Here is a 24,741-nt window from a genome sequence, read left to right on the forward strand (position 1 = left end):
GCGCCCGGGGCGCAGTGCGTTTTTTTCAAAGCTTCATCCACAGATCTCCGAGAGGGCTCCCGCTGTCATGGCGAAGATCCTGAAGTTCGACGAGGACGCCCGTCGCGCCCTCGAGCGCGGCGTCAACAAGCTGGCCGACACGGTCAAGGTGACGATCGGTCCCAAGGGCCGCAACGTCGTCATCGACAAGAAGTTCGGCGCCCCCACCATCACCAACGACGGTGTCACGATCGCCCGCGAGGTGGAGATCGACGACCCGTACGAGAACCTCGGCGCGCAGCTGGTGAAGGAGGTGGCGACCAAGACCAACGACATCGCTGGTGACGGCACGACCACCGCCACCGTGCTCGCCCAGGCGCTGGTGCGCGAGGGCCTGAAGAACGTGGCCGCCGGCGCGTCCCCCGCCCTCCTCAAGAAGGGCATCGACGCCGCCGTCAAGGCCGTCTCCGAGGACCTGCTCGCGTCGGCCCGCCCGATCGACGAGAAGTCCGACATCGCCGCCGTGGCCGCGCTGTCCGCCCAGGACCAGCAGGTCGGCGAGCTCATCGCCGAGGCCATGGACAAGGTCGGCAAGGACGGTGTCATCACCGTCGAGGAGTCCAACACCTTCGGTCTGGAGCTGGACTTCACCGAGGGCATGGCCTTCGACAAGGGCTACCTGTCGCCGTACTTCGTGACGGACCAGGAGCGCATGGAGGCCGTCCTGGAGGACCCCTACATCCTCATCAACCAGGGCAAGATCTCCTCGATCGCCGACCTGCTGCCGCTGCTGGAGAAGGTCATCCAGGCCAACGCCTCCAAGCCGCTGCTGATCATCGCCGAGGACCTCGAGGGCGAGGCGCTCTCCACCCTCGTCGTCAACAAGATCCGCGGCACCTTCAACGCGGTCGCGGTCAAGGCCCCCGGCTTCGGCGACCGCCGCAAGGCGATGCTGCAGGACATGGCCACCCTCACGGGCGCCACGGTCATCTCCGAGGAGGTCGGCCTCAAGCTCGACCAGGTCGGCATCGACGTCCTCGGCTCCGCCCGCCGCGTCACCGTCACCAAGGACGACACCACGATCGTCGACGGCGCCGGCAACTCCGCCGACGTGCAGGGCCGCGTCGCGCAGATCAAGGCCGAGATCGAGAACACGGACTCCGACTGGGACCGCGAGAAGCTCCAGGAGCGCCTCGCGAAGCTGGCCGGCGGCGTGTGCGTGATCAAGGTCGGCGCCGCCACCGAGGTGGAGCTGAAGGAGAAGAAGCACCGCCTGGAGGACGCCATCTCCGCGACCCGCGCCGCGGTCGAGGAGGGCATCGTCTCCGGTGGCGGTTCCGCGCTCGTCCACGCTGTCAAGGTCCTCGAGGGCAACCTCGACAAGACCGGCGACGAGGCGACCGGCGTCGCCGTGGTCCGCAAGGCCGCCGTCGAGCCGCTGCGCTGGATCGCCGAGAACGCCGGCCTGGAGGGCTACGTCATCACCTCCAAGGTCGCCGAGCTCGACAAGGGCCAGGGCTTCAACGCGGCGACCGGCGAGTACGGCGACCTGGTCAAGGCCGGCGTCATCGACCCGGTCAAGGTCACCCGCTCCGCCCTGGAGAACGCCGCCTCCATCGCCTCCCTCCTCCTGACGACCGAGACCCTGGTCGTCGAGAAGAAGGAAGAGGAAGAGCCCGCCGCGGCCGGCCACGGCCACGGCCACGCCCACTGAGGCACCCCGCCACTGACGGGCACTGACCGACATCGGCAGTGAGGCCCGGCGCCCCTGAACGGTGAGACCGCTGCATCGACCAGCAGCCTCCCCGGACGGAGCGCCGGGCCTTCGTGCTGCCCGGGCGCAGGGGCGGATTCATGAGCGTCGGAGCCCTCGGAGGAGTAGTTCGATCAGCCTCCGCGGGTCGTAGCGGGGGTCGCTGTCGTGCCCGATGCAGAGGTTGCCGATGCCGCGCATCAGTTCGTAGGGCTGTGTGCCGGGCCTGATCTCGCCGGCGTCGACGGCGGCGTCGAGCAGCCGGGCGCAGACGGGCATCAGCCGGTCGAGGAAATGGGTGTGCAGCGTGGCGAAGCGGTCGCTGTCGGACTGGAGGGCGTCGGCGAGTCCGTGCTTGGTGACCAGGAAGTCGGCGAAGAGGTCGATCCACTGGCGCAGCGCGTCGAACGGGGAGGCGGCGTCGGCCAGCAGCCTCGGGCCGGCTTCGGCGCAGGCCTCGATCTGATGGTGATAGACGGCGGTGACCAGGTCCGCCCGGGTGGGGAAGTGGCGGTAGACCGTCCCCAGCCCGACACCCGCCCGGGCCGCGATCTGACGGATCGGCGCGTCGATGCCCGAGGTCACGAACACCTCCGCCGCGGCGTCGAGCAGCGTCTGCTGGTTGCGTACCGCGTCTGCTCGCTTGCTGCGGGCGGACGCTCCCTCGGCCGGGCCTGCTGCGGGCACCACGCTCTCCTTCCGGCGGCCGTTGACTAAGCGGATCAGTGTTCCGTATCTTAAATGGAACAACGATCCGCTTTCAGGTTAGCTGACTGCGGGCACTCCGCCGTACCCGCCGCCGCCGTACGCGGCCAGGCGACGGGTGTCACCGAAGGGCATGCTCCTCATGAGCGCACCTGCTTACCCGGCCCGCACCCTCCACTCGCCCACCCCCGTCCTCTCCGTCAGTCCGGTGGTGCTGCCGGCCCCCGGCCGCGCCGTGGACCTCCAGGTGCGCGTCTCCGCGCCGGTGACCGGGAGCGAGCTGCCGGTCGTTCTCCTCTCGCACGGCCTCGGCTTCTCCCACCACCTCTCCTCGCTGAACGGCTACGCCCCGCTCGCCGACTTCTGGGCCGGACGGGGCTTCGTCGTGATCCAGCCCACCCACCTGGACTCCAGGACGCTGAGCCTGGACGCCGACACCCCCGGGGCCGCCGCGCACTGGCGTACCCGGGCCGAGGACATGACGCGCGTCCTCGACCAGCTCGACGCGATCGAGGAAGCCGTTCCGCAGCTCGCCGGACGTCTCGACCGGAGCCGGATCGCCGTCGCCGGGCACTCCATGGGCGGGCACACCGCGAGCCTGCTGCTCGGCGCCCGACTCACCGATCCCCACGACGGAACCGAAGTGGACCTGGCCGACCCGCGGATCAGGGCAGGCGTGCTGCTCGCCGCGCCCGGCCGGGGCGGCGACGCCCTCACCGAGTTCACCGTCGAGAACTACCCCTTCTTCCTGACCACCGACTTCTCCACGATGACCACCCCCGCACTCGTGGTCGCCGGCGACAAGGACGACTCCGCCTTCCTGACGGTCAACGGCCCGGACTGGCACACCGATCCCTACACCCTCGCCCCCGGCCCCAAGTCCCTGCTCACCCTGTTCGGCGCGGAGCACGGGCTCGGCGGGGTCTCCGGATACGACGTCGCTGAGACCACCGACGAGAACCCCGAGCGGGTCGCCGCCCTCGCCCACCTCGCCTGGGCCTACCTGCGCAGCGCGTTCCACCCCGAGGACCGGGCCTGGCAGACGGCGTGCGACGCGCTGGCGGCCGACTCCGACCCCGTCGGACGCGTCGAATCCAAGTAGGCCGGCACGCCTGAGCGCAGGCACCTGTCGCAGCAGTGGGGGTGTTTGGCCGGTCGGCGGGAAAACGAGTCTCCAACCAAGAGGAGGCTGGTGTGTTGCGTGAGCGGGTGGAACTGGCGGACGTGCTGACGGCGGCCGAGGAAGCCGCGCCGGTCGGCTCGCTGGATGTCGTGGCGCACAACCTGCGCCGGCGTTTCGGAGCGCGGTACGTGTCGTTCCTGTTCGTCGACGTCGTCGGCCGTCGTCTGCTGCGCGTCAGCGACAACACCGCCACGCCGCAGCAGCACCGTGCCGAACACATCTCCCTGGCCGGCAGCAGCGTCTACGACGAGGTCCTGCGCACCCAGAAGCCGGTGCGGACGCCGCACGACGGACACGAGCAAGGACAGCGGGTGCTGGCCCCCGTCACCAACCGCGGCGACACCATCGGCGTCCTCGAACTCTTCCTCGACGACGCCACCGAGGACGTGCTCGCACAGGTCGCGGAGGCCGCGCACGCGCTGGCGTACATCATCGTCACCGACCGCCGCTTCACCGACCTCTACCACTGGGGCAACCGCACCACCACGGTCAGTCTGGCCGCGGAGATCCAGCGCCAGTTGCTGCCCTCGGCCGCCTCCTGCGAGGCCGCCGAGTTCGACCTCGCCGGCGCCCTGGTCCCGGCCTCCGACATCGCCGGCGACACCTACGACTACTCCCTCGACCAGGACACCCTGCACCTGTCCGTCACCGACGCCATGGGCCACGACGTCGACGCCTCACTCATGGCCACCCTCCTGGTCAACGCCTCCCGCGGCGCCCGCCGCGCCGGAAAGGACCTCGCCGAACAGGCCCGCCAGACCCACCAGGCACTCATCGACCACGGCCGGAAGACCTTCGCCACCGGACAGCTCGTGCGCATCGCCCTGGACGGCAGCGGTGCCCAGCTCGTCAACGCCGGCCACCCCTGGCCGCTGCGACTGCGCGACGGCACGGTCCAACAGCTGCGCCTGGCCGTGAACCTGCCCTTCGGCGTCGCCTGGCAGGGCGCCTACCGGGTGCAGGACCTCGACCTGCGCCCCGGCGACCGCCTCATCCTGTACACCGACGGCATGCAGGAACGCGAGGCGGACACCGTCGACCTGCCCGCCCTGATCAGCGACACCGCCGCCGAGCACCCCCGCGAGGTCGTGCGCACGCTGGTCGGCGCGGTGGCCGACGCCTACGGCGGTCGTCAGCCGAGAGACGACGCCACCGTCCTGTGCCTTGACTGGCACGGCCCGCAGACGAACGACCCGCGCGACCCGACATCGCACAGAGCAAGCCCCGCCCCGGTACGGCCGGACTGACCAAGAACTCAACAGACGCCTCGGACGAGGGTCGTCGTGCTCCCGGCCCGCCGACCGCGGTCTGCCACGTCGGCGAGCCGGCCACCGGTGGCACAGCGTGGGCAGAGGGTTTCTCCGGCGGTCGGGCGGAAGAGCATCGGTTGGGTGTGGGGGCCCTGGCACTCGACGGCGCCGGTCAGGCGGGCGGAGAGACGTGGGCCTGCGGCTGGCGTCGGCGGGAGTGGGTCCGGCGCGGGCCTCGGCGGCGTGGGCTCGGGGACGGGCGGGACCTCGCGGAGGAGGTGGCGCAGGAGGCCGCCGGGGCGGTGGACGGGGGTGGTGTCGTCGGGCAGGCCCCGCAGGATGTGGATGCGGACGGCGCTGGGCGGATGCCCCGCTTCCAGCCAGCGGGCGGTGAGCCGGGTCAGCTCGGCGTGCATCGGCCGGGGGACGTGGCGCAGCGCGGGGGAGAGGCGGGGGAAGCCGGCGACGAGGTCGGTGGCGGCGGAGAGGATCTCCGGGGGCGCGTCCGTCTCGGGTTCAGCCGCGACAGCCGGCTCGGGGCCCGGCTGGACCGGGGGCTCGGGGGGTTGGTCGGAGGTGTTTCCTGCAAGGTCTTTCTTTGGATGACCGTCGGAGAGCCGGGGAGTCGGATCACCGACGGCCGGAATCAGGGGACTCGGTGCCACCTGCGGCGACACGGGTTCGGGCGCCGCGCCCGCCACGGGCATCCGCCCGAGGAGCTTGGCCGCCTCGGCGGCGCTCAACGGCACGTTGGAGACCAGCTGTTGGGTGGCCCAGTGACCGCCGGAACCCTGGACGCGCCGCTCGTGCACGAACCCTTCCTCCTTGAGCTGCCGCTTGGCCCGACTGAAGGCGCAGGCACCGATGTTGGCGCGTTCGGCGGTGCGGGAGAGGGGCTCGCGCGCTCCCTGGGGAAGGGAGAGCTGCCAGGTGAGGAGACGCACGGCGTCGGAGGAGAGCCGGGGGTGCCGGATGATGTCGTGCGAGAACTGGGTGTAGGCGCGCGGGGGCGCGATATGGTGACGATAAATCACGGTGGAGGCCGTACTTCCACTAGTGGTCCAGGCCCTCGTGAGCGGTTGCCGCCGCTGCGGGGGCCGTTTGCATGGGGTGCTGCGTTCGCGGTGAATGTGCCGCACGCAAAGTCTGCGGGCGGACGCGTCGAGTGAGGACCGTTTCGCGCTGCGTTCACCCACACGGAGCAACTCCACTGCGTGGACGCATGACAAGATCCCGAACCGCAGGCCGGGGCTTTCACCTTCCCGGTGTTCAATCGCCATCCACAGGAGCGGCTGACTGCGCGGGGGCCCCGTCCCGGCCGGCCCGGGCGGAACGGGGCCCCCGCGTGCGCGGCCTACCGGCCCAGTGCCCCCAGCTGTTCCAGCAGCCCCGCCCGGTCGTACTGCCACCAGGCCTCGCAGATCATGCCCTCGCGGAAGCGGTGCCAGGTCATGCCGGTCATGGTGACGTCCTGGCCGGTCGCCGGGATGCCGACGAAGTCGCCGTGGTGGCGGCCCGTGAAGGTCCAGCGGGTGCACACCCGGTCCTCCTCGGCGAGCTGGTCGTCCACCCGCATCGAGAAGTCGAAGGCCCGCCGCCAGCCCGCGACCTCCTCACGGGCGGCCCGCAAGCCCGTGTCACGCGCGTTGGCCGGGTCGTGGTCGAGGTAGTCGTCCGAGACGCGCTCGAACAGCCGGTCGATGTCGCCCCGTCCGAGCCCCTCGAAGAACTCGCGGGCCATCACGCGGTTGAGCTGCTCGTCGCGCACCACGTCCAGGTCGGTGAAGGTCGGCGTCTCCTCGCACAGGGCGACCATGTCCTGGAAGATCCGTCCGGTCTCCGGCAGGTTCGAGTTCCGCATCGCCTCCTCGTACGACGGGAACTCCACGATCTCGATGAAGTGCGAATCGTCGGAGCGGTCCTTGCCGACCAGCGCGTGCGTGGCGGTCCGCTTCCCCTTGGTCTGTTCGACCCACGTGTCCAGCAGCCGGTTCATCTCGTCGAACCGGCTGGTCCTGCAGTCGATGAGCTGTACGAACGTCATGGCGCAGCCTCCGGCCCCCCTGGGTCCGGTTCCGTCACGCCCATTTTCCCACCGGAGCGCCGACGCCACCCACCGCTCACCGCCCGCCTACTGCGGCCCGTACTTGCGTCCCGTCCGCGAGCTGACCCCGCCCAGCAGGCCCCTGGGAGTCACCTTCACCAGGCCCATCAGCGCCTTGTAGCGGGCGTCGGGGATCGACACGGACTTCCCGCGCGCCAGGTCGTGCAGCGCCGCCGCGACCAGCTTGTCCGCGTCGAGCCACATCCAGCCCGGGATGTTGTCCGTGCCCATCCCGGCCCGCTCGTGGAACTCGGTGCGCACGAAGCCCGGGCACAGCGCCATCAGCCGCACCCCGCTGCCCGCCAGGTCCTTCGCGGCCCCCTGCGTGAACTGCACGACCCACGCCTTCGACGCCCCGTACGTCCCGCGCGGCAGGAACGCCGCCACCGAGGCCACGTTGACGACACCGCCGCGTCCCCGCTCCCGCATCGCCGCCGTGGCCGCCGAGGTCAGCCGCAGCACCGCCTCGCAGTGCACCTTGAGCATCTTCAGCTCGTCGGCCATCGGCACGTCGAGGTAGCGGCCCTTGTTCCCGAAGCCGGCGTTGTTGACCAGCAGGTCGACGGGGTTCTTGCGGTCGCCGAGCCGGGCGGCCACCGCCTCGATGCCCGCGTCCTCGGCGAGGTCGGCGGTCAGCACCTCCGCCTCGATGCCGTGCCGGTCGTGCAACTCGGTGGCCTGCTCGCGCAGCCGCTTGGTGTCCCGGGCCACGAGGACCAGGTCATGCCCGTCCGCCGCCAGCCGCCGCGCGAACGCGGCACCGATGCCCGCGGTCGAACCTGTGATCAGAGCCGTAGTCATGGCGCAAGATTATTGAATCCTCCCCTCCCTGTGGGGGAGGGGATTCCTGGCTCAGGCTGCCTCCCGGAGCGGCGCTCCGGGAGGTCTTGTGCCGTCGGCACCAGCCGGGTGAAACCAGCCCGGACGAGCATGACGCGTGCGGAGTTCTTGTCCCGTGGGCAGGTGTGTCCGCATGCGGTGCAGGTGTAGGTGCGCATCCCCAGCGGCAGGCGATGCTTGGCTCTCGCATCGCAGTGCGCGCAGTCCATCGTGGTGTGCGCGGGGTGGACCAGGCGGATGTCCCGTCCGTGTTTGCGGCCCATCTCGATCAGGGCGATTTTGGTGGCGCCGATGGCGGCGTCTGCGGCCTTGCGGGCCATCGTGGTTCTGGCCAGGAACTTGGGGCGGAAGTCCTCGACCGCGACGGCGTCGTGGTCGCGGACGACCTTCTTGGCCCACTTGCGGCCGGTGTCCTGACGCCGCCGTGCGACCTTCTTGTGCGCCTTTGCCCGCAGCTTCTTCGCCTCACGGTAGCCCTTCGACGCCGGCTGCCCCTTCTTCGGCTTGCGGCGGGCCATCATCCGGTCGTACCGGGTCAGCTTCTCCTTCGCCTTCCTGCCGTGCTCGGCGTGGGCCAGGTCGTACGGGTCGGAGGTGGTGGTCGCGGTCTGGCTCACACCCCAGTCCACACCGAGCACCCGCCCGGTCTCCGGCAGGGGCTGTACCTGGGCGGGGACGACGAACGAGCCGTACCAGTGCCCGAGGCTGTCCTGATAGACGCGTACCGAGGACGGTTGTGTCGGTAGTTCCCGCGACCACACCACCCCCACCACGGTCCCGCCCGCCAGGTAAAGCCGGCCGTCCTTCAGGCGGAAGCCGCGCTGGGTGTAGTTGAGGCTCGGCAGGGCCTCACGCTTCTTCTTGTGCGCGGGCATACCGGCCCGGCGGGCCTCGGGCAGGCGCTCGCGGATGTCCTTGTGCGCCTTGGCGCGGGAGCGGCCGAAGTCACGGATGACCTGTTGTTGGACCACCGACGAGCCCTCACGCAGCCACGGCGCAGTCCTGCGGGCTTCGGTCAGCATCTTGTCCAGCTGCGCCGGACCGCACGTCTGCTTCTCGCCACTCGCCTTGTTGTGCAGGTGCACGGCCCTGGACTTGGCGACGCATTCGTTCCAGATCCAGCGGCACCGATCCCCCTCCGCCAGCAGGGCAGCGCGGGCAGTGGACGACACACGCAGCCGGTAGGTGTAGCGGGCATGCCCGACCTCCGCAACCGCCTCCGCCTGCGCCATCTCGCCCCCTCAAAGGCCCGCCCGGGATCCGGTGCCTTCCCCGACCTTGCGAAGGACCATACGTACGGCGGTCGCACACACGCCCTCCGATCTCACGGCCACCACCCCGACCAGCGACCACGCGCACCCACGTTCGCACCACCTCGGTGGAACAGCAGCGGTACGGGCACTTCGCGCCGGTACCGACGCGGCGACGCTCCGCGTCGCGACACACGGATGCGTTCCCTCTCCGGCGTGAACGCCGGGGCTTCCTCGCAAGACGCAGGTGACCAGAAATGTGCTCGCCCGCTCCCGTCGCCCTGCGGAGCGGGACGGTCGCCGTCAAAGCGCCGACGCATGATCGACCGATGATCCCAAGGGCCGCTTATGCTCGAAGGGTGATCGAGGCCCGTCATCTCCGTGTGCTGCGCGCCGTCGCCGCCACCGGCTCCTTCTCGGCGGCCGGGCGCGAGCTCGGCTGCACCCAGCCGGCCGTCAGCCAGCAGATGAAGGCGCTGGAGGCGTCCGTCGGCACGCCCCTGCTCGTGCGCAGCGGACGCGAGATGCGGCTGACCCAGGCGGGCGAGGCCCTGGTACGGCACGCGGCCGGGATCCTCTCCGGGCTGACCGCCGCCGAGGAGGAGGTCGCCGCGATCGCCGGGCTGCGCGCCGGGCGGGTGCGGCTCGTCTCCTTTCCCAGCGGCAGCTCCGCCCTCGTGCCCACCGCCCTCGCCGCGCTGCGCGCCGCCCACCCCGGTACCCGCGTCTCCCTGGAGGAGGCGGAACCGCCCGCCTCGGTGGACAAGCTGCGCGCCGGCGACTGCGACATCGCGCTCGCCTTCCGCTACGAGAGCGCGCCGGGCTGCGCGCAGGAGTGGGCCGACCTGGTCGTACGTCCCCTGCTGACGGACCGGCTCGTCGCCCTCGTCCCCGAGCGGCATCCCCTCGCGCGCGCGGAGTCCGTCGCCATAGGCGAACTGGCCCGGGAGCCCTGGATCGCGGGCTGCCCGCGCTGTCGTGGCCAGCTGGTGGAGGTGTGCGCGGAGGCGGGCTTCACGCCCCGGATCGACTTCGCCACCGACGACTACCCGGCGGTCGCCGGCCTGGTGGGCGCGGGGCTCGGTGTCGCCGTCCTGCCCCAGCTCGCGATCGAGTCCGTGCGGCCCCGAGGGGCGCGGGCGGTGACGCTGGAGCCGGCGGTGCGGCGGGAGATCGTCGCGCTGACCCTGCCCGACCTGGCGCCGGTGCCGGCGGTGGCGGCGACCCTGGACCAGCTGGAGCGGGCGGCGGCGCGCTGAGAGGGGCGCGCACAGGAACGGGGGCGCGCTGAGAGGGCGCGCACATGACACAAGGGCACACGTGTGCGTGCCCCATCCCTTTGCAGACCTTCGTGCAGAACCTCTGTGCCGACCTTGATGCAGACCTCTGAGCTGACCTCTGTGCAGAAACGTTCCTTCAGTTGTCCTGATCCGCGTTCCTTCAGTCGTCCGGCGGTGTCTCCCCGCCGGTCGACGCCGACACCAGGCGGTGGCGTGCCCGGCCCATGAGCTCCTCGCGTTCGTCCTCGGTCAACCCGCCCCACACGCCGTACGGCTCTCTCACCGCCAGCGCGTGCGCCGCGCACTGCGCGCGGACCGGGCATCTCATGCAGACCTCCTTGGCCGAGTTCTCGCGAGCGCTCCGCGCCGCCCCGCGCTCACCTTCCGGATGGAAGAAGAGCGAACTGTCCACCCCGCGGCAGGCGGCCAGGAGCTGCCAGTCCCACAGGTCCGCGTTCGGTCCGGGAAGGCGGGAGAAATCTGCCATTGCGTGACCCCTTGTAGCCGTTTCGAGCGGATACGGTGCCAACGACCGTACAACTACGATCTAAGGAGATGAAAATATGACTCATTGCGAATCTAGCCTCAGACACCAGTAAATGGGAAGAAATGGGGCTAATTGGGGCATCGCTCGTGATGAAAGACCGAGGGCCCGCGCGGCTGCCTCCCGCGTGTCCGTCCCCTCACGTAGAGTGCCGAAGACTGCACGCAGCCCGTAACTCTTTCGAGTGACCATCGTTGAGAGTGCGGAGGCGGTTGAAAACACAAACGCTCGGGCAGGCGTCCGAGACGGTCGACCGCACAGGTGACGATTCGTACCAGCCTGGAGGCACAAGGTGACGCGCATCAGCTGCGGAGGGCGGCCATGACTTCCGTCCTCGTCTGCGACGACTCCCCGCTTGCCCGAGAGGCGCTCCGCCGCGCGGTCGCGACCGTGCCCGGCGTCGAGCGCGTGACGACGGCGGCCAACGGCGAGGAAGTGCTCCGCCGCTGGGGCGCCGACCGCTCGGACCTGATTCTGATGGACGTGCGCATGCCCGGGCTGGGCGGCGTCGAGACCGTCCGGCGGCTGCTGTCCGCCGACCCCGGCGCGCGCATCATCATGCTGACCGTCGCGGAGGACCTCGACGGAGTCGCTCTCGCGGTGGCCGCCGGGGCCCGCGGCTACCTGCACAAGGACGCCTCGCGCGCCGAACTGCGGGCGACCGTGACCCAGGCCCTCGCCGACCCGACCTGGCGGCTCGCCCCGCGCCGGCTGCGCTCGGCCGAGATGGGCGCGGCCCCCACGCTCACCGCCCGCGAGATCCAGGTGCTGGAGGGCATGAGCCACGGCCGCTCCAACGCGGAGATCGGCCGGGAGCTGTTCCTCTCCGAGGACACCGTGAAGACCCACGCCCGCCGACTGTTCAAGAAGCTCGGCGCCTCGGACCGCGCGCACGCCGTGGCGCTCGGGTTCCGCTGGGGGCTGGTCCGCTGAGGACCGGTCCGCCGGGTCGAACATTCGAGCCGAACACCGGGGCGAACACGCGTTCCGGTGGGGGAGGGCTTCGGCCCTCTCGGCACCCCGTTCCGACCACTCTCCGTGACGGGCGCGCACCGACACGCGAGTGACGGGAGTCGCCGTGTGCGCCGTGCGTGTGGAAAACGTCACGGGTGAGGCGAGCGCCACGGTGCGGGCGACGGCGGCCCGGGGACACCGTCGTACGACCTCGGCGCACGACTCGTCGTATGAGTGGAATCCGTCGCGTGCGCGTACTTCGTCACAGACGCGGTCTGCCGGACGGGGACGGAGTGAGCCGACGTCGGCGGAGGGGAGCGGGGTATGCGGGACGGGCCCTGCTCGCGCGGGACCGCGAGCGCGCGGAGAGTACCCGTACGCGGGGCGCAGACCGGTGGCGGCGCCGGATCCCGCCGGACCGCCCGCTGCTCGTTTCCCGGCGGATGCCGCATCCTTGAGGTGTGGAGTTCCTCGGGGACGAGTCGGTCGAGCGGAAGGGGAGGGCGCAGGGGATGAGTTCCGGCGCACCTGCTCATAACGCTTCGGTGCACAACGACGGGCACGGCGCGGCGGCCGGCCCGGCCGCAGGGCACCATGGACCGATGCGCGATGACGAGGCGGTCCGTGCCCACGCCCAGGGGGCGATCGGCGGCCTCGTGCACCGCGCCGTCGACGGCGACGAACAGGCCACCCACGACCTGCTCGCCCACGTCCACCCCCTCGCCCTGCGCTACTGCCGCACCCGGCTGTCCCGGCTCCCCGGGGACGCGCGGCACTTCGTGGAGGACCTCGCGCAGGAGGTCTGCGTCGCCGTCCTGCTCGCCCTGCCTCGCTACAAGGACACCGGCCGTCCCTTCGAGGCCTTCGTCTTCGCCATCGCCGCCCACAAGGTCGCCGACCTCCAGCGCGCGGCGATGCGCCACCCCGGCTCGACGGCGGTCCCGTCGGACGAGATGCCGGAACGCCCCGACGACTCCCTGGGGCCCGAGGAGCGGGCCCTGCTGAGCAGCGACGCCGAATGGGCGAAGAAACTGCTGGCCAACCTGCCCGAGAACCAGCGGGAGCTGCTCCTGCTGCGCATCGCGGTGGGCCTCACGGCGGAGGAGACCGGTCAGATGTTGGGAATGTCACCCGGCGCGGTCCGCGTCGCCCAGCACCGGGCGCTCAGCAGACTGCGCGCCCTCGCCGAGCAGTAGTCCGGACCAGCGGCCCCTTGCGGCGGCCCCCCGCTGAACGGGCCCGGGGCCGGTGCCGTACGAACATACGAAGCCAGGAGTCCTTCCGAACCGTGGAATGAGTGAAGCGCGCTTCCCGTTAGCATGGACATCCGCACCGATCAAGGCCATTTGGGGAAGGTGTCATGACTGCCAACGTCGACGGAGTGCCCGACAAATTCGCGACCCTCGGGCTGACCTACGACGACGTGCTGCTGCTGCCGGGAGCGTCCGAGGTGCTCCCCAACGCGGTCGACACCTCGTCCCGCATCTCCCGCAACGTCCGGGTGAACATCCCGCTGCTCTCCGCGGCGATGGACAAGGTCACCGAGTCCCGCATGGCGATCGCCATGGCCCGTCAGGGCGGCGTCGGCGTGCTGCACCGCAACCTGTCCGTGGAGGACCAGGTCAACCAGGTCGACCTGGTCAAGCGGTCCGAGTCCGGCATGGTCACCGACCCGATCACGGTGCACCCCGAGGCCACGCTCGCCGAGGCCGACGCGCTGTGCGCCAAGTTCCGCATCAGCGGCGTCCCGGTCACCGACCCGGCCGGCAAGCTGCTCGGCATCGTCACCAACCGCGACATGGCCTTCGAGTCGGACCGCACGCGCCAGGTGCGCGAGGTCATGACGCCGATGCCGCTGGTCACCGGCAAGGTCGGCATCTCCGGCGGCGACGCCATGGAGCTGCTGCGCCGCCACAAGATCGAGAAGCTTCCGCTGGTCGACGACGCGGGCGTCCTCAAGGGCCTGATCACGGTCAAGGACTTCGTCAAGGCCGAGCAGTACCCCAACGCGGCCAAGGACGCCGAGGGCCGGCTGCTCGTCGGCGCGGCCGTCGGCGCGAGCCCCGAGGCGCTGGAGCGCGCCCAGGCGCTGGCCGAGGCCGGTGTGGACTTCCTGGTCGTCGACACCTCGCACGGCCACAACAGCAACGCCCTCAGCTGGATGTCCAAGATCAAGTCGAGCGTCGGCGTCGACGTGATCGGCGGCAACGTCGCCACCCGTGACGGCGCGCAGGCCCTCATCGACGCCGGTGTCGACGGCATCAAGGTCGGCGTCGGCCCCGGCTCGATCTGCACCACGCGTGTCGTCGCCGGCATCGGCGTCCCGCAGGTCACCGCCATCTACGAGGCCTCGCTCGCGGCCCGCCCGGCCGGCATCCCGCTGATCGGCGACGGCGGCCTGCAGTACTCCGGCGACATCGGCAAGGCGCTCGCCGCCGGCGCCGACACGGTGATGCTGGGCAGCCTCCTCGCCGGCTGTGAGGAGTCGCCGGGTGAGCTGCAGTTCATCAACGGCAAGCAGTTCAAGTCGTACCGCGGCATGGGCTCGCTCGGCGCGATGCAGTCCCGCGGCCAGGCCAGGTCCTACTCCAAGGACCGGTACTTCCAGGCCGAGGTCGGCTCCGACGACAAGCTCGTGCCCGAGGGCATCGAGGGCCAGGTGCCCTACCGCGGCCCGCTCGGCAACGTGCTGCACCAGCTCGTCGGCGGTCTCCGCCAGACGATGGGCTACGTGGGCGCGGCCACCATCGGGGAGATGGAGAGCAAGGGCCGCTTCGTCCGGATCACCTCGGCGGGCCTGAAGGAGAGCCACCCGCACGACATCCAGATGACGGTCGAGGCGCCGAACTACAGCACCAAGTAGAAGCAGGGCTTCCGCCAGGGCGGCCCCGGGTCCCCCGGGGCCGCCCTCGCTCGTTCCGGGGCCGCCCTCGGTGTGCCCGTCGGGCCCGTCGGCGATACTGGAAGACGCTGAAACGCATCAGGGAAAGGCCACAGACGTGACTGAGATCGAGATCGGGCGCGGCAAGCGCGGCCGCCGGGCGTACGCCTTCGACGACATCGCCGTCGTCCCCAGCCGCCGTACGCGGGACCCGAAGGAGGTCTCGATCGCCTGGCAGATCGACGCCTACCGCTTCGAGCTGCCGTTCCTGGCCGCCCCCATGGACTCGGTCGTCTCCCCGGCCACCGCGATCCGCATCGGTGAGCTCGGCGGGCTCGGCGTGCTCAACCTCGAAGGCCTGTGGACGCGGCACGAGGACCCGCAGCCGCTGCTGGACGAGATCGTCGGGCTGCCCGTCGAGGCGGCCACCCGGCGTCTGCAGGAGATCTACGCGGCTCCCATCAAGGAGGAGCTGATCGGGCAGCGCATCAAGGAGGTGCGCGACTCGGGCGTGGTCACCGCCGCGGCGCTCTCCCCGCAGCGCACCGCCCAGTTCTCCAAGGCCGTCGTGGACGCGGGCGTGGACATCTTCGTCATCCGCGGTACGACGGTCTCGGCGGAGCACGTCTCCGGCTCGCACGAGCCGCTGAACCTGAAGCAGTTCATCTACGAGCTCGACGTCCCGGTGATCGTCGGCGGCTGCGCCACCTACACCGCGGCCCTGCACCTGATGCGCACCGGCGCGGCCGGCGTGCTGGTCGGCTTCGGCGGCGGCGCGGCGCACACCACGCGCAACGTGCTCGGCATCCAGGTCCCGATGGCCACGGCGGTGGCCGACGTCGCCGCGGCACGCCGCGACTACATGGACGAGTCCGGCGGCCGGTACGTGCACGTGATCGCCGACGGCGGCGTCGGCTGGTCCGGCGACCTGCCCAAGGCGATCGCCTGCGGCGCGGACTCGGTGATGATGGGCTCCCCGCTGGCCCGCGCGACCGACGCGCCGGGCCGGGGCCACCACTGGGGCATGGAGGCCGTCAACGAGGAACTGCCGCGCGGCAAGAAGGTCGACCTCGGCACGGTCGGCACCCTCGAGGAGGTCCTCACCGGCCCGTCGCACACCCCGGACGGCTCGATGAACTTCTTCGGCGCCCTCCGCCGCGCCATGGCGACCACCGGCTACAGCGAACTGAAGGAGTTCCAGCGCGTGGAGGTCACGGTCGCGGACTCGGTCCACCGCCGCTGACCCGGAACCCCCGAAAGGGGCCGGCGGGCTCACCCAGGTGAGCCGGCCGGCCCCTTTCGCATGCCGCTCGCGGGGCGGAGTGCGGGGCGAACCGGGGGCGCGCTGGGCGCCCCCCTCACAACCGGTGCGCCGCCCCCGTCGGGGTGGCTCCTCTGGTGTCCAGGAGCAGTTGCGCCTTCACCGAGAGGCCCTGGAGGTCGTACACGCGGTGTTGCTGGAGCAGGATCGTGAGGTCGGCGTCGGCGGCTGCTTCGTAGAGGGACTCGGCGCGGGGGACCGGGCGGTCGAGGACGCTCCAGGACGGGACGTGCGGGTCGTGGTAGCTGACCGCGGCGCCGAGCTCCGTCAGCCGGATCGCGATCTCGCGCGCGGGGGTGTTCTGCCGGTCGGCGAGGTCGGGCTTGTAGGTGACGCCGAGGAGCAGGACGCGCGCGCCGCGGGCGGACTTGCCGTGCTCGTTGAGGAGGGCGGCGGCGCGCTGGACGACGTAGCGGGGCATGCGGCTGTTGACCTGCTCGGCCAGCTCCACCATCCGCAGGGGGCTGCCGAGGTGTCCGGTGCGGTTCAGCGGCACGGAGTGGCCGCCGACGCCGGGGCCGGGGCGGAAGGCGTGGAAGCCGAAGGGCTTGGTCTCGGCGCAGCGGACGACGTCCCAGAGGTCGACGCCGAGGTCGTGGCAGAGGACGGCCATCTCGTTGACGAGGGCCATGTTGACGTGCCGGAAGTTGGTCTCCAGCAGATGCACGGTCTCCGCCTCGCGCAGCCCACGCGCGCGTACCACCTTGTCGGTGAGGCGGCCGTAGAACGCGGCGGCCGACTCGGTGCAGGCCGGGGTGAGGCCGCCGATGACCTTGGGGGTGTTGACGGGGGTGAAGTCCCGGCGGCCGGGGTCGACGCGGCTCGGGGAGTACGCGAGGTGGAAGTCGCGGCCCGCGCGCAGACCGGACGTCTCCTCCAGCAGCGGCCGCAGGAACTCCTCCGTCGCCCCTGGGTAGACGGGTGACTCCAGGATCACGGTGGTGTGCGGGCGCAGATGCCCGGCGAGGGTGCGGGCGGCCGCCTCGACCTGGCTCAGGTCGAGCCCGCCGTCCGCGTCGCGCGGGGTGGGGGCGCAGATGACGGCGGTGCGCACCCGGCCGAGCAGTGCGGGGTCGGTCGCGGGCCGGAAGCCCCCCGAGAGCATCCGGCGCAGTTCGGCGGGGCTGAGGGAGCCCGCCTCGGGACCGGTGCGGTAGCCGAGCGTGGGGATGCCGGCGGCCACGGCGGCCTGGGCCAGGGGCAGGCCGAGCGGTCCGAGTCCGATCACGGCGAGATCTGCGGGCATGGCGTGAGCCGTCCTTCCCAGTAACCGAAGCGGGACAGGTGCGCAAGCCCTGTGGACAGGACGAGCGAACTCAATGTCACACTAGGAGTAAATATGACCGATATGCGGGATTGGTCGGCTGTGTTCGGTGGTGTTTCCCGAGTTTTCGGGCACTCGGCGACGGTCACGTGAGGGTTGTCCACAGGCTGGGGGTGCGTGGTGGCCGAAGTCGGACGATCCAGCCAGAATCTGGGCATGGGGACAAGCGACGCGGCCTCGCCCTGATGGCGAGGCCCACGCGAGGCGACAGCGGGAGGCAGCGGTGAGGACAGCGACACTGGGACCGGCGCAGCGAGCGCGGTCACTGGCGGCCATGGCCGAGGGCGAGCTGGACGTGCTGGTCGTGGGAGGCGGAGTGGTCGGCGCGGGCACCGCGCTCGACGCCGTCACCCGCGGACTGTCGACCGGCCTGGTCGAGGCGCGGGACTGGGCGTCGGGCACCTCCAGCCGGTCCAGCAAGCTGATCCACGGCGGCCTGCGCTACCTGGAGATGCTCGACTTCTCCCTCGTCCGCGAGGCGCTCAAGGAGCGGGGCCTGCTGCTGGAGCGGCTCGCGCCCCACCTGGTCAAGCCCGTGCCGTTCCTGTACCCGCTCCAGCACAAGGGCTGGGAGCGGCTCTACGCCGGTTCGGGCGTGGCCCTCTACGACGCCATGTCCATGGCCCGCGGTCACGGCCGGGGCCTGCCCATGCACCGGCACCTGAGCCGCCGTCACGCCCTGCGCGTCGCCCCCGCCCTGAAGAAGGACGCCCTGGTCGGCGCGCTCCAGTACTACGACGCCCAGATGGACGACGCCCGCTTCGTGGCCACCCTGGTGCGCACCGCGGCGGCGTACGGCGCGCAGACGGCCAACCGGGCGCGGGTGACCGGCTTCCTGCGCGAGGGCGAACGGGTCGTCGGCGCGCGCGTGCAGGACGTCGAGGGCGGCGGCGAGTACGAGGTGCGCGCCCGGCAGGTCGTCAACGCCACCGGAGTGTGGACCGACGACACCCAGGCGATGGTGGGCGAGCGCGGACAGTTCCACGTCCGCGCCTCCAAGGGCATCCACCTCGTCGTCCCCCGGGACCGCATCCACTCCACCACCGGGCTGATCCTGCGCACCGAGAAGTCGGTGCTGTTCGTCATCCCCTGGGGCCGGCACTGGATCGTCGGCACCACCGACACCGGCTGGGACCTCGACAAGGCCCACCCGGCCGCCTCCAGCGCCGACATCGACTACCTGCTGGAACACGTCAACGCCGTCCTCTCGGTACCCCTCACCCGCGACGACGTCGAGGGCGTCTACGCCGGTCTGCGCCCCCTCCTCGCGGGCGAGTCCGACGCCACCAGCAAGCTGTCGCGCGAGCACACCGTCGCCCACCCCGTGCCCGGCCTGGTCGTGGTGGCAGGCGGCAAGTACACGACGTACCGGGTGATGGCCAAGGACGCCGTCGACGCCGCCGTGCACGGGCTGGACCTGCGGGTCGCCGACTGCGTCACCGAGGAGGTGCCCCTGCTGGGCGCGGAGGGCTACCAGGCGCTGTGGAACGCGCGGGCGCGCACGGCCGCCCGGACCGGGCTGCACGTGGTGCGGGTCGAACACCTCCTCAACCGGTACGGCTCGATGGCCGGGGAACTCCTCGACCTCGTCGCGGACGACCCGTCGCTGGGCGAACCGCTCCAGTCCGCCGACGACTACCTGCGCGCCGAGATCGTCTACGCCGCCTCCCACGAGGGCGCCCGGCACCTCGACGACGTGCTGACCCGGCGCACCCGCATCTCCATAGAGACCTTCGACCGGGGCGCGCGCAGCGCGCGGGAGGCGGCCGAGCTGATGGCGCCCGTCCTCGGCTGGGACAAGGACCAGATCGAGCGCGAGGTCCAGCACTACGAGAAGCGGGTGGAGGCCGAAAGGGAGTCCCAGCGCCAGCCCGACGACCTGACGGCGGACGCGGCACGGCTCGGGGCGCCGGACATCGTCCCGCTGTGACCCGCCCGGAGCCTCGGATCCGCGCGATGCGGCCCGCGGGGAACTGTGCGATCGGCCACGACCGGCCGGCGCCCGGCGACGAATGCGCGCCCCCTGCGGAGTGCTGCCGCCGTCCCGAACTCGGCGGCGGGCGGGGCCGGTTCGAGGAGGCGCGGATCCGCGCCGCGCCTTCTGGCCGGAACACGTCGGCGCTCATGTGCCGTCAGGGGCCCCCTGGGCGTCGGGCACTTGTCGGGTAGGGGACAATGGAGGCTCTGTCAGGGCGGGTTGCATGAGGGGACGCATGTCGGAGGCGGAGCGGGCGGGGACATCCCGTCAGGACAAGAGTGCACGTCTCCTCGCCGGGCGGTACCGGCTGGGAGACGTACTCGGCCGCGGCGGCATGGGGACGGTGTGGCGCGCGGAGGACGAGACCCTCGGGCGCACGGTCGCCGTCAAGGAGCTGCGGTTCCCGTCGAACATCGACGAGGAGGAGAAGCGCCGGCTCATCACGCGGACGCTGCGCGAGGCCAAGGCCATCGCCCGTATCCGCAACAACAGCGCGGTGACCGTCTTCGACGTCGTCGACGAGGACGACCGGCCGTGGATCGTGATGGAGCTCGTCGAGGGCAAGTCGCTCGCCGAGGTCATCCGTGAGGACGGCGTGCTGCGGCCGAGGCGCGCCGCGGAGGTCGGGCTCGCGATCCTCGACGTGCTGCGCTCGGCGCACCGCGAGGGCATCCTGCACCGTGACGTGAAGCCGTCGAACGTGCTGATCGCGGAGGACGGCCGGGTCGTCCTCACCGACTTCGGCATCGCGCAGGTCGAGGGCGACCCGTCCATCACCTCCACCGGCATGCTCGTCGGCGCGCCCTCCTACATCTCCCCCGAGCGCGCCCGCGGCCACAAGCCCGGACCGGCCGCCGACCTGTGGTCGCTCGGCGGTCTGCTGTACGCGTCGGTCGAGGGCAGCCCCCCGTACGACAAGGGCTCCGCGATCGCGACGCTCACCGCGGTGATGACCGAGCAGCTGGAGGAACCGAAGAACGCGGGCCCGCTGAAGGACGTCATCTACGGTCTGCTCACCAAGGACCCCGAGCGCCGGCTCGACGACGCCGGGGCGCGGGCGATGCTCAACGCGGTGATCCACGGGCCCGACCCGGACGACGCCGAACCGGCCGACGCGACCAAGCTCGTGCCGCTGCCGATCCAGCCGGACGGCAGGGGCGGTTCGGGCGGCTCCGGGGGCGCGGAGGCGGCCGAGAAGCTGCGCGGGGCGTTCCGCTCCGTGCGCAAGGCCGCCGTCGCGGCCGGGGCGGCCACCTCGGCGGCCGCGGCGCGCGCAAAGTCGGCCAACGGGTCGGCGGGTTCGGGTGGTGCAGCGGGCTCGTCGGGCACGGCCGGTTCAGCCGGCTCGCCCGGTGCGGCCGGCTCGGGAGCCCGGCGGGCCGGTGACTCCGTGAAGGGCGGCGAAGGGGCCGGTTCCGGTTCCGCTTCCCGTTTCGACTCCGGTTCCGGTTCGGGGTCCGGTTCTCGTTCGGGGTCGGGCTCGGGATTCGGCTCGGGGTCCCGTGCCGGGGCCGCCAAGTCCGCGCCCTCCGCCGCGGCTGCCGCCTCGCCGGCTGCCGCGCCGAGGTCCGAGGCCGGTGCGCGGACCGGCGCGGCCACGGCCACGGCGGCGTCCGGATCCGCGTCCGCCCCGGTGTCCGGATCCTCCGGGACGGCCGGCGGCACGGGCGGCCGCAGTTCCGGGTGGCCCGTGATGACTCCGCCGGACCTTCCGCCGCGGCCCGTGCCCCGGGCGCCGATCACCGACGTGGTGCCGAAGCGGACGCTGGTCATCATCGCCGTGGTGGTCGTCCTCGCGGTGCTCGGCACCGTGCTGGCCGTCGTCCTCAACGGGGACGACGAGAAGACGAACGGCGCGAAGCCCGGCGGCTCCCCGGCCGGCGTGAGCGCCGGCTCGGCGCCGGGCAAGAGCCCGAGCCCCGACACCAAGGGCGACGAGGCCGACGGCACCCGCACCGACGGCGCGACCGGCCAGTCCGCGTCCACCGGCACGGGGTCCGCGGCCGCCCCGAGCGGCGCCGTCGGCGGGACCGGCGGCGCGGGCGGGGCGGTGTCGACCCACAAGGGCTCCCAGGGTTACTCCATAGGCCTGCCCGCCGGGTGGAAGTACCAGGAGGCGAGCGAGGCCGGCGACCGGTTCACCGGGCCCGACGGACAGAAGCTGCTCGTCGCCTGGACGTCCACGCCCAAGGACGACCCGGTCGCGGACTGGAAGAACCAGGAGCGCTCCATGAGGCGCTCGCAGTACCAGAAGATCCGCATAGAGAAGGTGGCCTACCGGGGCTGGAACACGGCCGACTGGGAGTGGACCTACTCGGCGGACGGCACCGGCTACCGCACGATCGACCGCGGGTTCGTGGTCAGCCCGAGCCAGGGATACGCGCTGATGTACACGGCGAAGTCGGCCTCCTGGGACGGCGAGCTGCGCCGGAGCACCTGGACGACGCTGACGGAGACCTTCCAGCCGAAGAAGTAGGACGCGGGTCCGCCGTGTGCGGTGCGTGAGATCTGGGCATCCCTCCTTGCGAGTTGCCTCCGGCACGTATCGTGAGTGGCTGCGGACCGTACGCATCCGGCTGTTCGGCCGGATCCGGCCGGAACGGACCGCGGGACGAACGGAATTGATCGACCGGGCGGCCGGGGGAGGCATCGTGGACGACTATGCGGGACGGGTGCTCGCCGACCGCTACCGCCTGCCGCTGCCGCCCTCCGACGAGTACGAACTCGCCGAGACCCGGGCCTTCGACACCTACAGCGGGCAGGAAGTCCTGGTCAGGCAGGTGCCGTTGCCCGAGGTCGTCGAGGCTGAGGTGCTCGACGCGGAAGGGCTGCCCGACGGGTTCACGGCGCGTACGCCCGGCGCCCGGCGGCCTGCGGGACGCGCGGGGGCCAGTACGCGCAGGCCCGCCGATCCTGTCGTGCGGCGCGCGGTGGACGCGGCGCAGGCCGCGGCCGGCATCCCCGACCACCCCCGGCTCGACCAAGTCTTCGACGTGTTCGCCGAGGGCGGCTCGCTGTGGGTGGTGAGCGAGCTGGTGGCGGCACGACCGCTCGCGGCGCTGCTCGCCGAGAGGCCGCTGACGCCTTACCGGGCCGCCGAGGTCGCCTCCGACGTGCTGATGGCGCTGCGGGTGCTGCACGCGCACGGCTGGGTGCACCGCAACATCACCGCACGCACCGTCCTCGTCTGCGACGACGGCCGGGTCATGCTGACCGGCCTGGCGGTCGGCGCGGCGGAGGAGGCGCTGTGCGGATACGACCCGGTGCCGCAGGAGGAGAACGAGGACACCGGTACGGGCTTTGACGCTCTGTCGGGCGCGGGGCCGGGGCAGGGTCCGGGCGCCGGTCCGGCCGGCCTCGGAGGTCCGCCCGGCTTCGGCGGTCCGCCCGGCTTCGGCGGTCCGGCCGGTCCGGCGGGCGGCACGGCAGGGCACGCGCGGCCGCTTCCGGGCGGGCATCGGGCGGGGCAGCTCCCGGGCGGAGCCGACGGGGGCGACCCCGAGGCCGCGCGCCGGGCGGCGATCGAGGCGCGGGCGGCCGGAGGGCTGCCGCCGGCCGGCCCGGAGCGCGCCGACGCCGACGGGGCGTCCGGCGGACCGGCCCCCGGAGCACTGGAGACCGGCGGGGACGTCCGCGCCGCGCGCGCCGGGGCGATCGCCGCGTACCGGGCGGGCGCGCGGGCGGCGGCCCGGGTCCAGGAGGCCCAGCAGAGCGGGCGGGCGGCGCTGCCGGGAGCGCGCACGTCGTCCGAGGGCGACGCCCGGGCCACCGGCGTGCCCGGTGCGCCGTACGCCCTCGGTACCGGCCGGGAGCAGCCGCCCGGGAGCCCGGGCGGAGGTGCGCGGCCGGGGCAGATCGCCGACCCCTACGGGACACGCGGGGCGCACGCTCCGGGCAGGACGGAGATCGGGCCGGTGCCCGTGCCGCCGCAGGGCGTCGCGGCCGCCGGCGAGACCCTCGCCGGCGCGCGATGGGACGAGCCGGCGGCCGGGGCCGGGGTGCGCCGGGGGCCCGGCACCGCGCTGGCCGCCGAACGGGCACGACAGGCGCGGATGGCCGTCGTCGGCCCCGTCACCGAACGCTGGGCACCGGAACAGGCCGGCCCCGTGCACGACAACTGGCAGCTGGCAGCGCCCATCGGACCCGCGACCGACCTGTGGGCGCTCGGCGCGCTCCTGTTCAGGTCCGTCCAGGGACACGCCCCGTACCCGGAGGACTCGACGGCGGAACTGGTGCAGCTGGTGTGCGCCGAACCGCCCGCCTTCGCCGAGGAGTGCGGCCCGCTCCGCCCGGTCGTGGAGTCGCTGCTGCGTCAGGACCCCACCGAGCGGCCCGAGTTCGAGGAACTGAGCGGCTGGTTGCGCTCGCTGGTGCGCTCGGCCCCCGAGCCCGAGGCGGGCACGTACGTCGTCGCCGCGCCGCCCACCGATCCGCGCCGGCTGCCGATCGTCCGCCGCCGGGGTGAGCTGGTGCGCAGGCGGCGCGCCGGTCTGCCCGCGACCAGCGGACGGCACAAGCGGGCCCGCGAGGAGAGCGGCCGCTCGCCCCGCAGCCTGGGCCGCACACTGCTGCTGCTGATACTGCTGGCGATGGCCGCGGCGATCGCGTACGCCGTGCTGTTCATGCCGAAGGCCGGCGAGGAGAACTCGGGCGGCACGCCCGGAGCCGACCGCACCGGGGCCGCCGGCCAGGCCGAACAGGCGCCCGACGCGAGCAGCGCGCCCCGGCCCGACCAGAACTCGCCGTCGGCCGACGAGAGCGCCTCCGCCCCGGCCTCCGGTGGCTCGGGTGAGTCCGGAGGGCCCGCGACGCAGTCCGGCTCAGCCGGGTCCGCGGCGGGCGCCGCCCCGGGTTTCACCGTGCGCAAGGACGCGGAGGGGTTCCAGGTCGCCGTCGCCAACGGCTGGGACCGCGCGCCCAGGAACGGGCGCGGTCAAGTGGTGTACTCCCATGGCGGTTTCGAGCTGATCCTCGTCCCCGGCCGGGACACCGCCGCCCGGTTCGGCGGCGACCCGATGGTCTACCAGCGGGAGAAGGAGAGCGAACTCCAGCCGTACCGCGACTCCAGCTGGGCCACCGCCTCGGGCCTGCGGACCATCCAGGTGGGCGGACGGACCATGGCCGAGGGACAGTTCACATGGACGGGCGCCGGCGGGCGCGAGCTGTTCGTGCGCAACCTCGCACTGCTCCTCGACGGGCGCTACCACGTCGTCCAGGTGCGCGGCCCGGCGGCCGAGCGCGACGAGGTGACACGGCTGTTCGAGCAGGCGTCGGCGACGTACCGGTACACCGGCTGAGCCGGACGGGGCTTTCGCGACAGGCCCGAAGCGCGATCGGTTCCCGTTCCGGCCAGGAAGCGACAACCGTCACAGTGCGGTTTCCTTGCCACCCCGCT

General features: G+C 72.2%; 17 protein-coding genes and 1 pseudogene. 11 read left to right on the top strand and 7 right to left on the bottom strand.

Annotated features, from left to right (window positions below):
* Positions 1-67 precede the first annotated feature (67 nt).
* Positions 68-1,693 (top strand): chaperonin GroEL, encoded by a 1,626-nt coding sequence (groL, locus tag EV567_RS17780; RefSeq protein ID WP_130441133.1) that lies wholly within the window; start codon positions 68-70, stop codon positions 1,691-1,693.
* A gap of 138 nt (positions 1,694-1,831) precedes the next feature.
* On the opposite strand, the gene EV567_RS17785 is transcribed toward groL, so the two are convergent.
* Positions 1,832-2,419 (bottom strand): TetR/AcrR family transcriptional regulator, encoded by a 588-nt coding sequence (locus tag EV567_RS17785; protein ID WP_130441135.1) that lies wholly within the window; start codon positions 2,417-2,419, stop codon positions 1,832-1,834.
* A gap of 160 nt (positions 2,420-2,579) precedes the next feature.
* On the opposite strand from EV567_RS17785, the gene EV567_RS17790 reads away from it, so the two are divergent.
* Together EV567_RS17790 and EV567_RS17795 are read left to right on the top strand one after the other, a co-directional pair.
* Positions 2,580-3,539 (top strand): chlorophyllase, encoded by a 960-nt coding sequence (locus EV567_RS17790; RefSeq protein ID WP_130441137.1) that lies wholly within the window; start codon positions 2,580-2,582, stop codon positions 3,537-3,539.
* 92 nt (positions 3,540-3,631) lie between these two features.
* On the top strand, positions 3,632-4,867 hold the full coding sequence (locus EV567_RS17795; protein WP_130441139.1) for a PP2C family protein-serine/threonine phosphatase: 1,236 nt from the start codon (positions 3,632-3,634) through the stop codon (positions 4,865-4,867).
* An 8-nt stretch (positions 4,868-4,875) separates the two neighbouring features.
* Here the strand turns inward: EV567_RS17795 and EV567_RS17800 are convergent, their stop codons facing one another.
* The 4 genes and pseudogenes from EV567_RS17800 to EV567_RS17815 form a co-directional block, all read right to left on the bottom strand.
* A complete protein-coding gene (locus EV567_RS17800) occupies positions 4,876-5,904 on the bottom strand; it encodes a hypothetical protein (protein ID WP_242620902.1) in 1,029 nt (342 codons plus the stop codon).
* A 320-nt stretch (positions 5,905-6,224) separates the two neighbouring features.
* The gene (locus EV567_RS17805) at positions 6,225-6,914 is read right to left on the bottom strand and encodes an ester cyclase (protein WP_130441141.1); all 690 of its coding nucleotides are present in this window, start codon (positions 6,912-6,914) and stop codon (positions 6,225-6,227) included.
* Between the two features lie 87 nt (positions 6,915-7,001).
* Positions 7,002-7,775: an SDR family oxidoreductase gene (locus tag EV567_RS17810; RefSeq protein ID WP_130441143.1), complete on the bottom strand. Its 774-nt coding sequence runs from the start codon at positions 7,773-7,775 to the stop codon at positions 7,002-7,004.
* A 51-nt stretch (positions 7,776-7,826) separates the two neighbouring features.
* A pseudogene (locus EV567_RS17815) lies at positions 7,827-9,046 on the bottom strand (RNA-guided endonuclease InsQ/TnpB family protein).
* A 377-nt stretch (positions 9,047-9,423) separates the two neighbouring features.
* On the opposite strand from EV567_RS17815, the gene EV567_RS17820 reads away from it, so the two are divergent.
* Entirely contained in the window at positions 9,424-10,323 is a 900-nt protein-coding gene (locus EV567_RS17820) for a LysR family transcriptional regulator (protein ID WP_130441145.1), read from the top strand.
* A gap of 181 nt (positions 10,324-10,504) precedes the next feature.
* Here the strand turns inward: EV567_RS17820 and EV567_RS17825 are convergent, their stop codons facing one another.
* Positions 10,505-10,831 carry a WhiB family transcriptional regulator gene (locus EV567_RS17825; RefSeq protein ID WP_130441147.1) on the bottom strand — a complete coding sequence of 109 codons (327 nt, stop codon included), beginning with the start codon at positions 10,829-10,831 and terminating at the stop codon, positions 10,505-10,507.
* Between the two features lie 378 nt (positions 10,832-11,209).
* Between EV567_RS17825 and EV567_RS17830 the strand changes: the two genes are divergently transcribed.
* The 4 genes from EV567_RS17830 (at position 11,210) to EV567_RS17845 (ending at position 15,966) form a co-directional block, all read left to right on the top strand.
* Positions 11,210-11,821: a response regulator transcription factor gene (locus tag EV567_RS17830; protein ID WP_003948568.1), complete on the top strand. Its 612-nt coding sequence runs from the start codon at positions 11,210-11,212 to the stop codon at positions 11,819-11,821.
* 623 nt (positions 11,822-12,444) lie between these two features.
* Positions 12,445-13,038 (top strand): sigma-70 family RNA polymerase sigma factor, encoded by a 594-nt coding sequence (locus EV567_RS17835; protein WP_130441149.1) that lies wholly within the window; start codon positions 12,445-12,447, stop codon positions 13,036-13,038.
* A gap of 164 nt (positions 13,039-13,202) precedes the next feature.
* Positions 13,203-14,705, top strand: coding sequence for an IMP dehydrogenase (gene guaB, locus EV567_RS17840; RefSeq protein WP_130441151.1), 1,503 nt, complete (start codon positions 13,203-13,205; stop codon positions 14,703-14,705).
* A 136-nt stretch (positions 14,706-14,841) separates the two neighbouring features.
* A complete protein-coding gene (locus EV567_RS17845) occupies positions 14,842-15,966 on the top strand; it encodes a GuaB3 family IMP dehydrogenase-related protein (protein ID WP_130441153.1) in 1,125 nt (374 codons plus the stop codon).
* Between the two features lie 115 nt (positions 15,967-16,081).
* On the opposite strand, the gene EV567_RS17850 is transcribed toward EV567_RS17845, so the two are convergent.
* Positions 16,082-17,290, bottom strand: a complete 1,209-nt coding sequence (locus tag EV567_RS17850) for a nucleotide sugar dehydrogenase (RefSeq protein WP_130441155.1) — start codon at positions 17,288-17,290, stop codon at positions 16,082-16,084.
* A 301-nt stretch (positions 17,291-17,591) separates the two neighbouring features.
* Between EV567_RS17850 and EV567_RS17855 the strand changes: the two genes are divergently transcribed.
* The 3 genes from EV567_RS17855 (at position 17,592) to EV567_RS17865 (ending at position 24,643) form a co-directional block, all read left to right on the top strand.
* Positions 17,592-19,298 (top strand): glycerol-3-phosphate dehydrogenase/oxidase, encoded by a 1,707-nt coding sequence (locus EV567_RS17855; protein WP_130441157.1) that lies wholly within the window; start codon positions 17,592-17,594, stop codon positions 19,296-19,298.
* Positions 19,299-19,581: 283 nt separating this feature from the next.
* Positions 19,582-21,822: a serine/threonine-protein kinase gene (locus EV567_RS17860; RefSeq protein ID WP_130441684.1), complete on the top strand. Its 2,241-nt coding sequence runs from the start codon at positions 19,582-19,584 to the stop codon at positions 21,820-21,822.
* Positions 21,823-21,997: 175 nt separating this feature from the next.
* Positions 21,998-24,643 carry a protein kinase gene (locus EV567_RS17865; RefSeq protein WP_130441159.1) on the top strand — a complete coding sequence of 882 codons (2,646 nt, stop codon included), beginning with the start codon at positions 21,998-22,000 and terminating at the stop codon, positions 24,641-24,643.
* Positions 24,644-24,741: the final 98 nt, after the last annotated feature.

This window comes from Streptomyces sp. BK239, from assembly GCF_004217285.1.
GTDB lineage: Bacteria > Actinomycetota > Actinomycetes > Streptomycetales > Streptomycetaceae > Streptomyces.

Excerpts from the sequence above, each read along its gene's own strand:
- groL (WP_130441133.1), top strand. The coding sequence starts at position 68 with ATGGCGAAGATCCTGAAGTTCGACGAGGACGCCCGTCGCGCCCTCGAG.
- EV567_RS17790 (WP_130441137.1), top strand. The coding sequence starts at position 2,580 with ATGAGCGCACCTGCTTACCCGGCCCGCACCCTCCACTCGCCCACCCCC.
- EV567_RS17805 (WP_130441141.1), bottom strand. The coding sequence starts at position 6,914 with ATGACGTTCGTACAGCTCATCGACTGCAGGACCAGCCGGTTCGACGAG.
- EV567_RS17810 (WP_130441143.1), bottom strand. The coding sequence starts at position 7,775 with ATGACTACGGCTCTGATCACAGGTTCGACCGCGGGCATCGGTGCCGCG.
- EV567_RS17825 (WP_130441147.1), bottom strand. The coding sequence starts at position 10,831 with ATGGCAGATTTCTCCCGCCTTCCCGGACCGAACGCGGACCTGTGGGAC.
- EV567_RS17830 (WP_003948568.1), top strand. The coding sequence starts at position 11,210 with ATGACTTCCGTCCTCGTCTGCGACGACTCCCCGCTTGCCCGAGAGGCG.
- EV567_RS17835 (WP_130441149.1), top strand. The coding sequence starts at position 12,445 with ATGCGCGATGACGAGGCGGTCCGTGCCCACGCCCAGGGGGCGATCGGC.
- guaB (WP_130441151.1), top strand. The coding sequence starts at position 13,203 with ATGACTGCCAACGTCGACGGAGTGCCCGACAAATTCGCGACCCTCGGG.
- EV567_RS17850 (WP_130441155.1), bottom strand. The coding sequence starts at position 17,290 with ATGCCCGCAGATCTCGCCGTGATCGGACTCGGACCGCTCGGCCTGCCC.
- EV567_RS17860 (WP_130441684.1), top strand. The coding sequence starts at position 19,582 with ATGTCGGAGGCGGAGCGGGCGGGGACATCCCGTCAGGACAAGAGTGCA.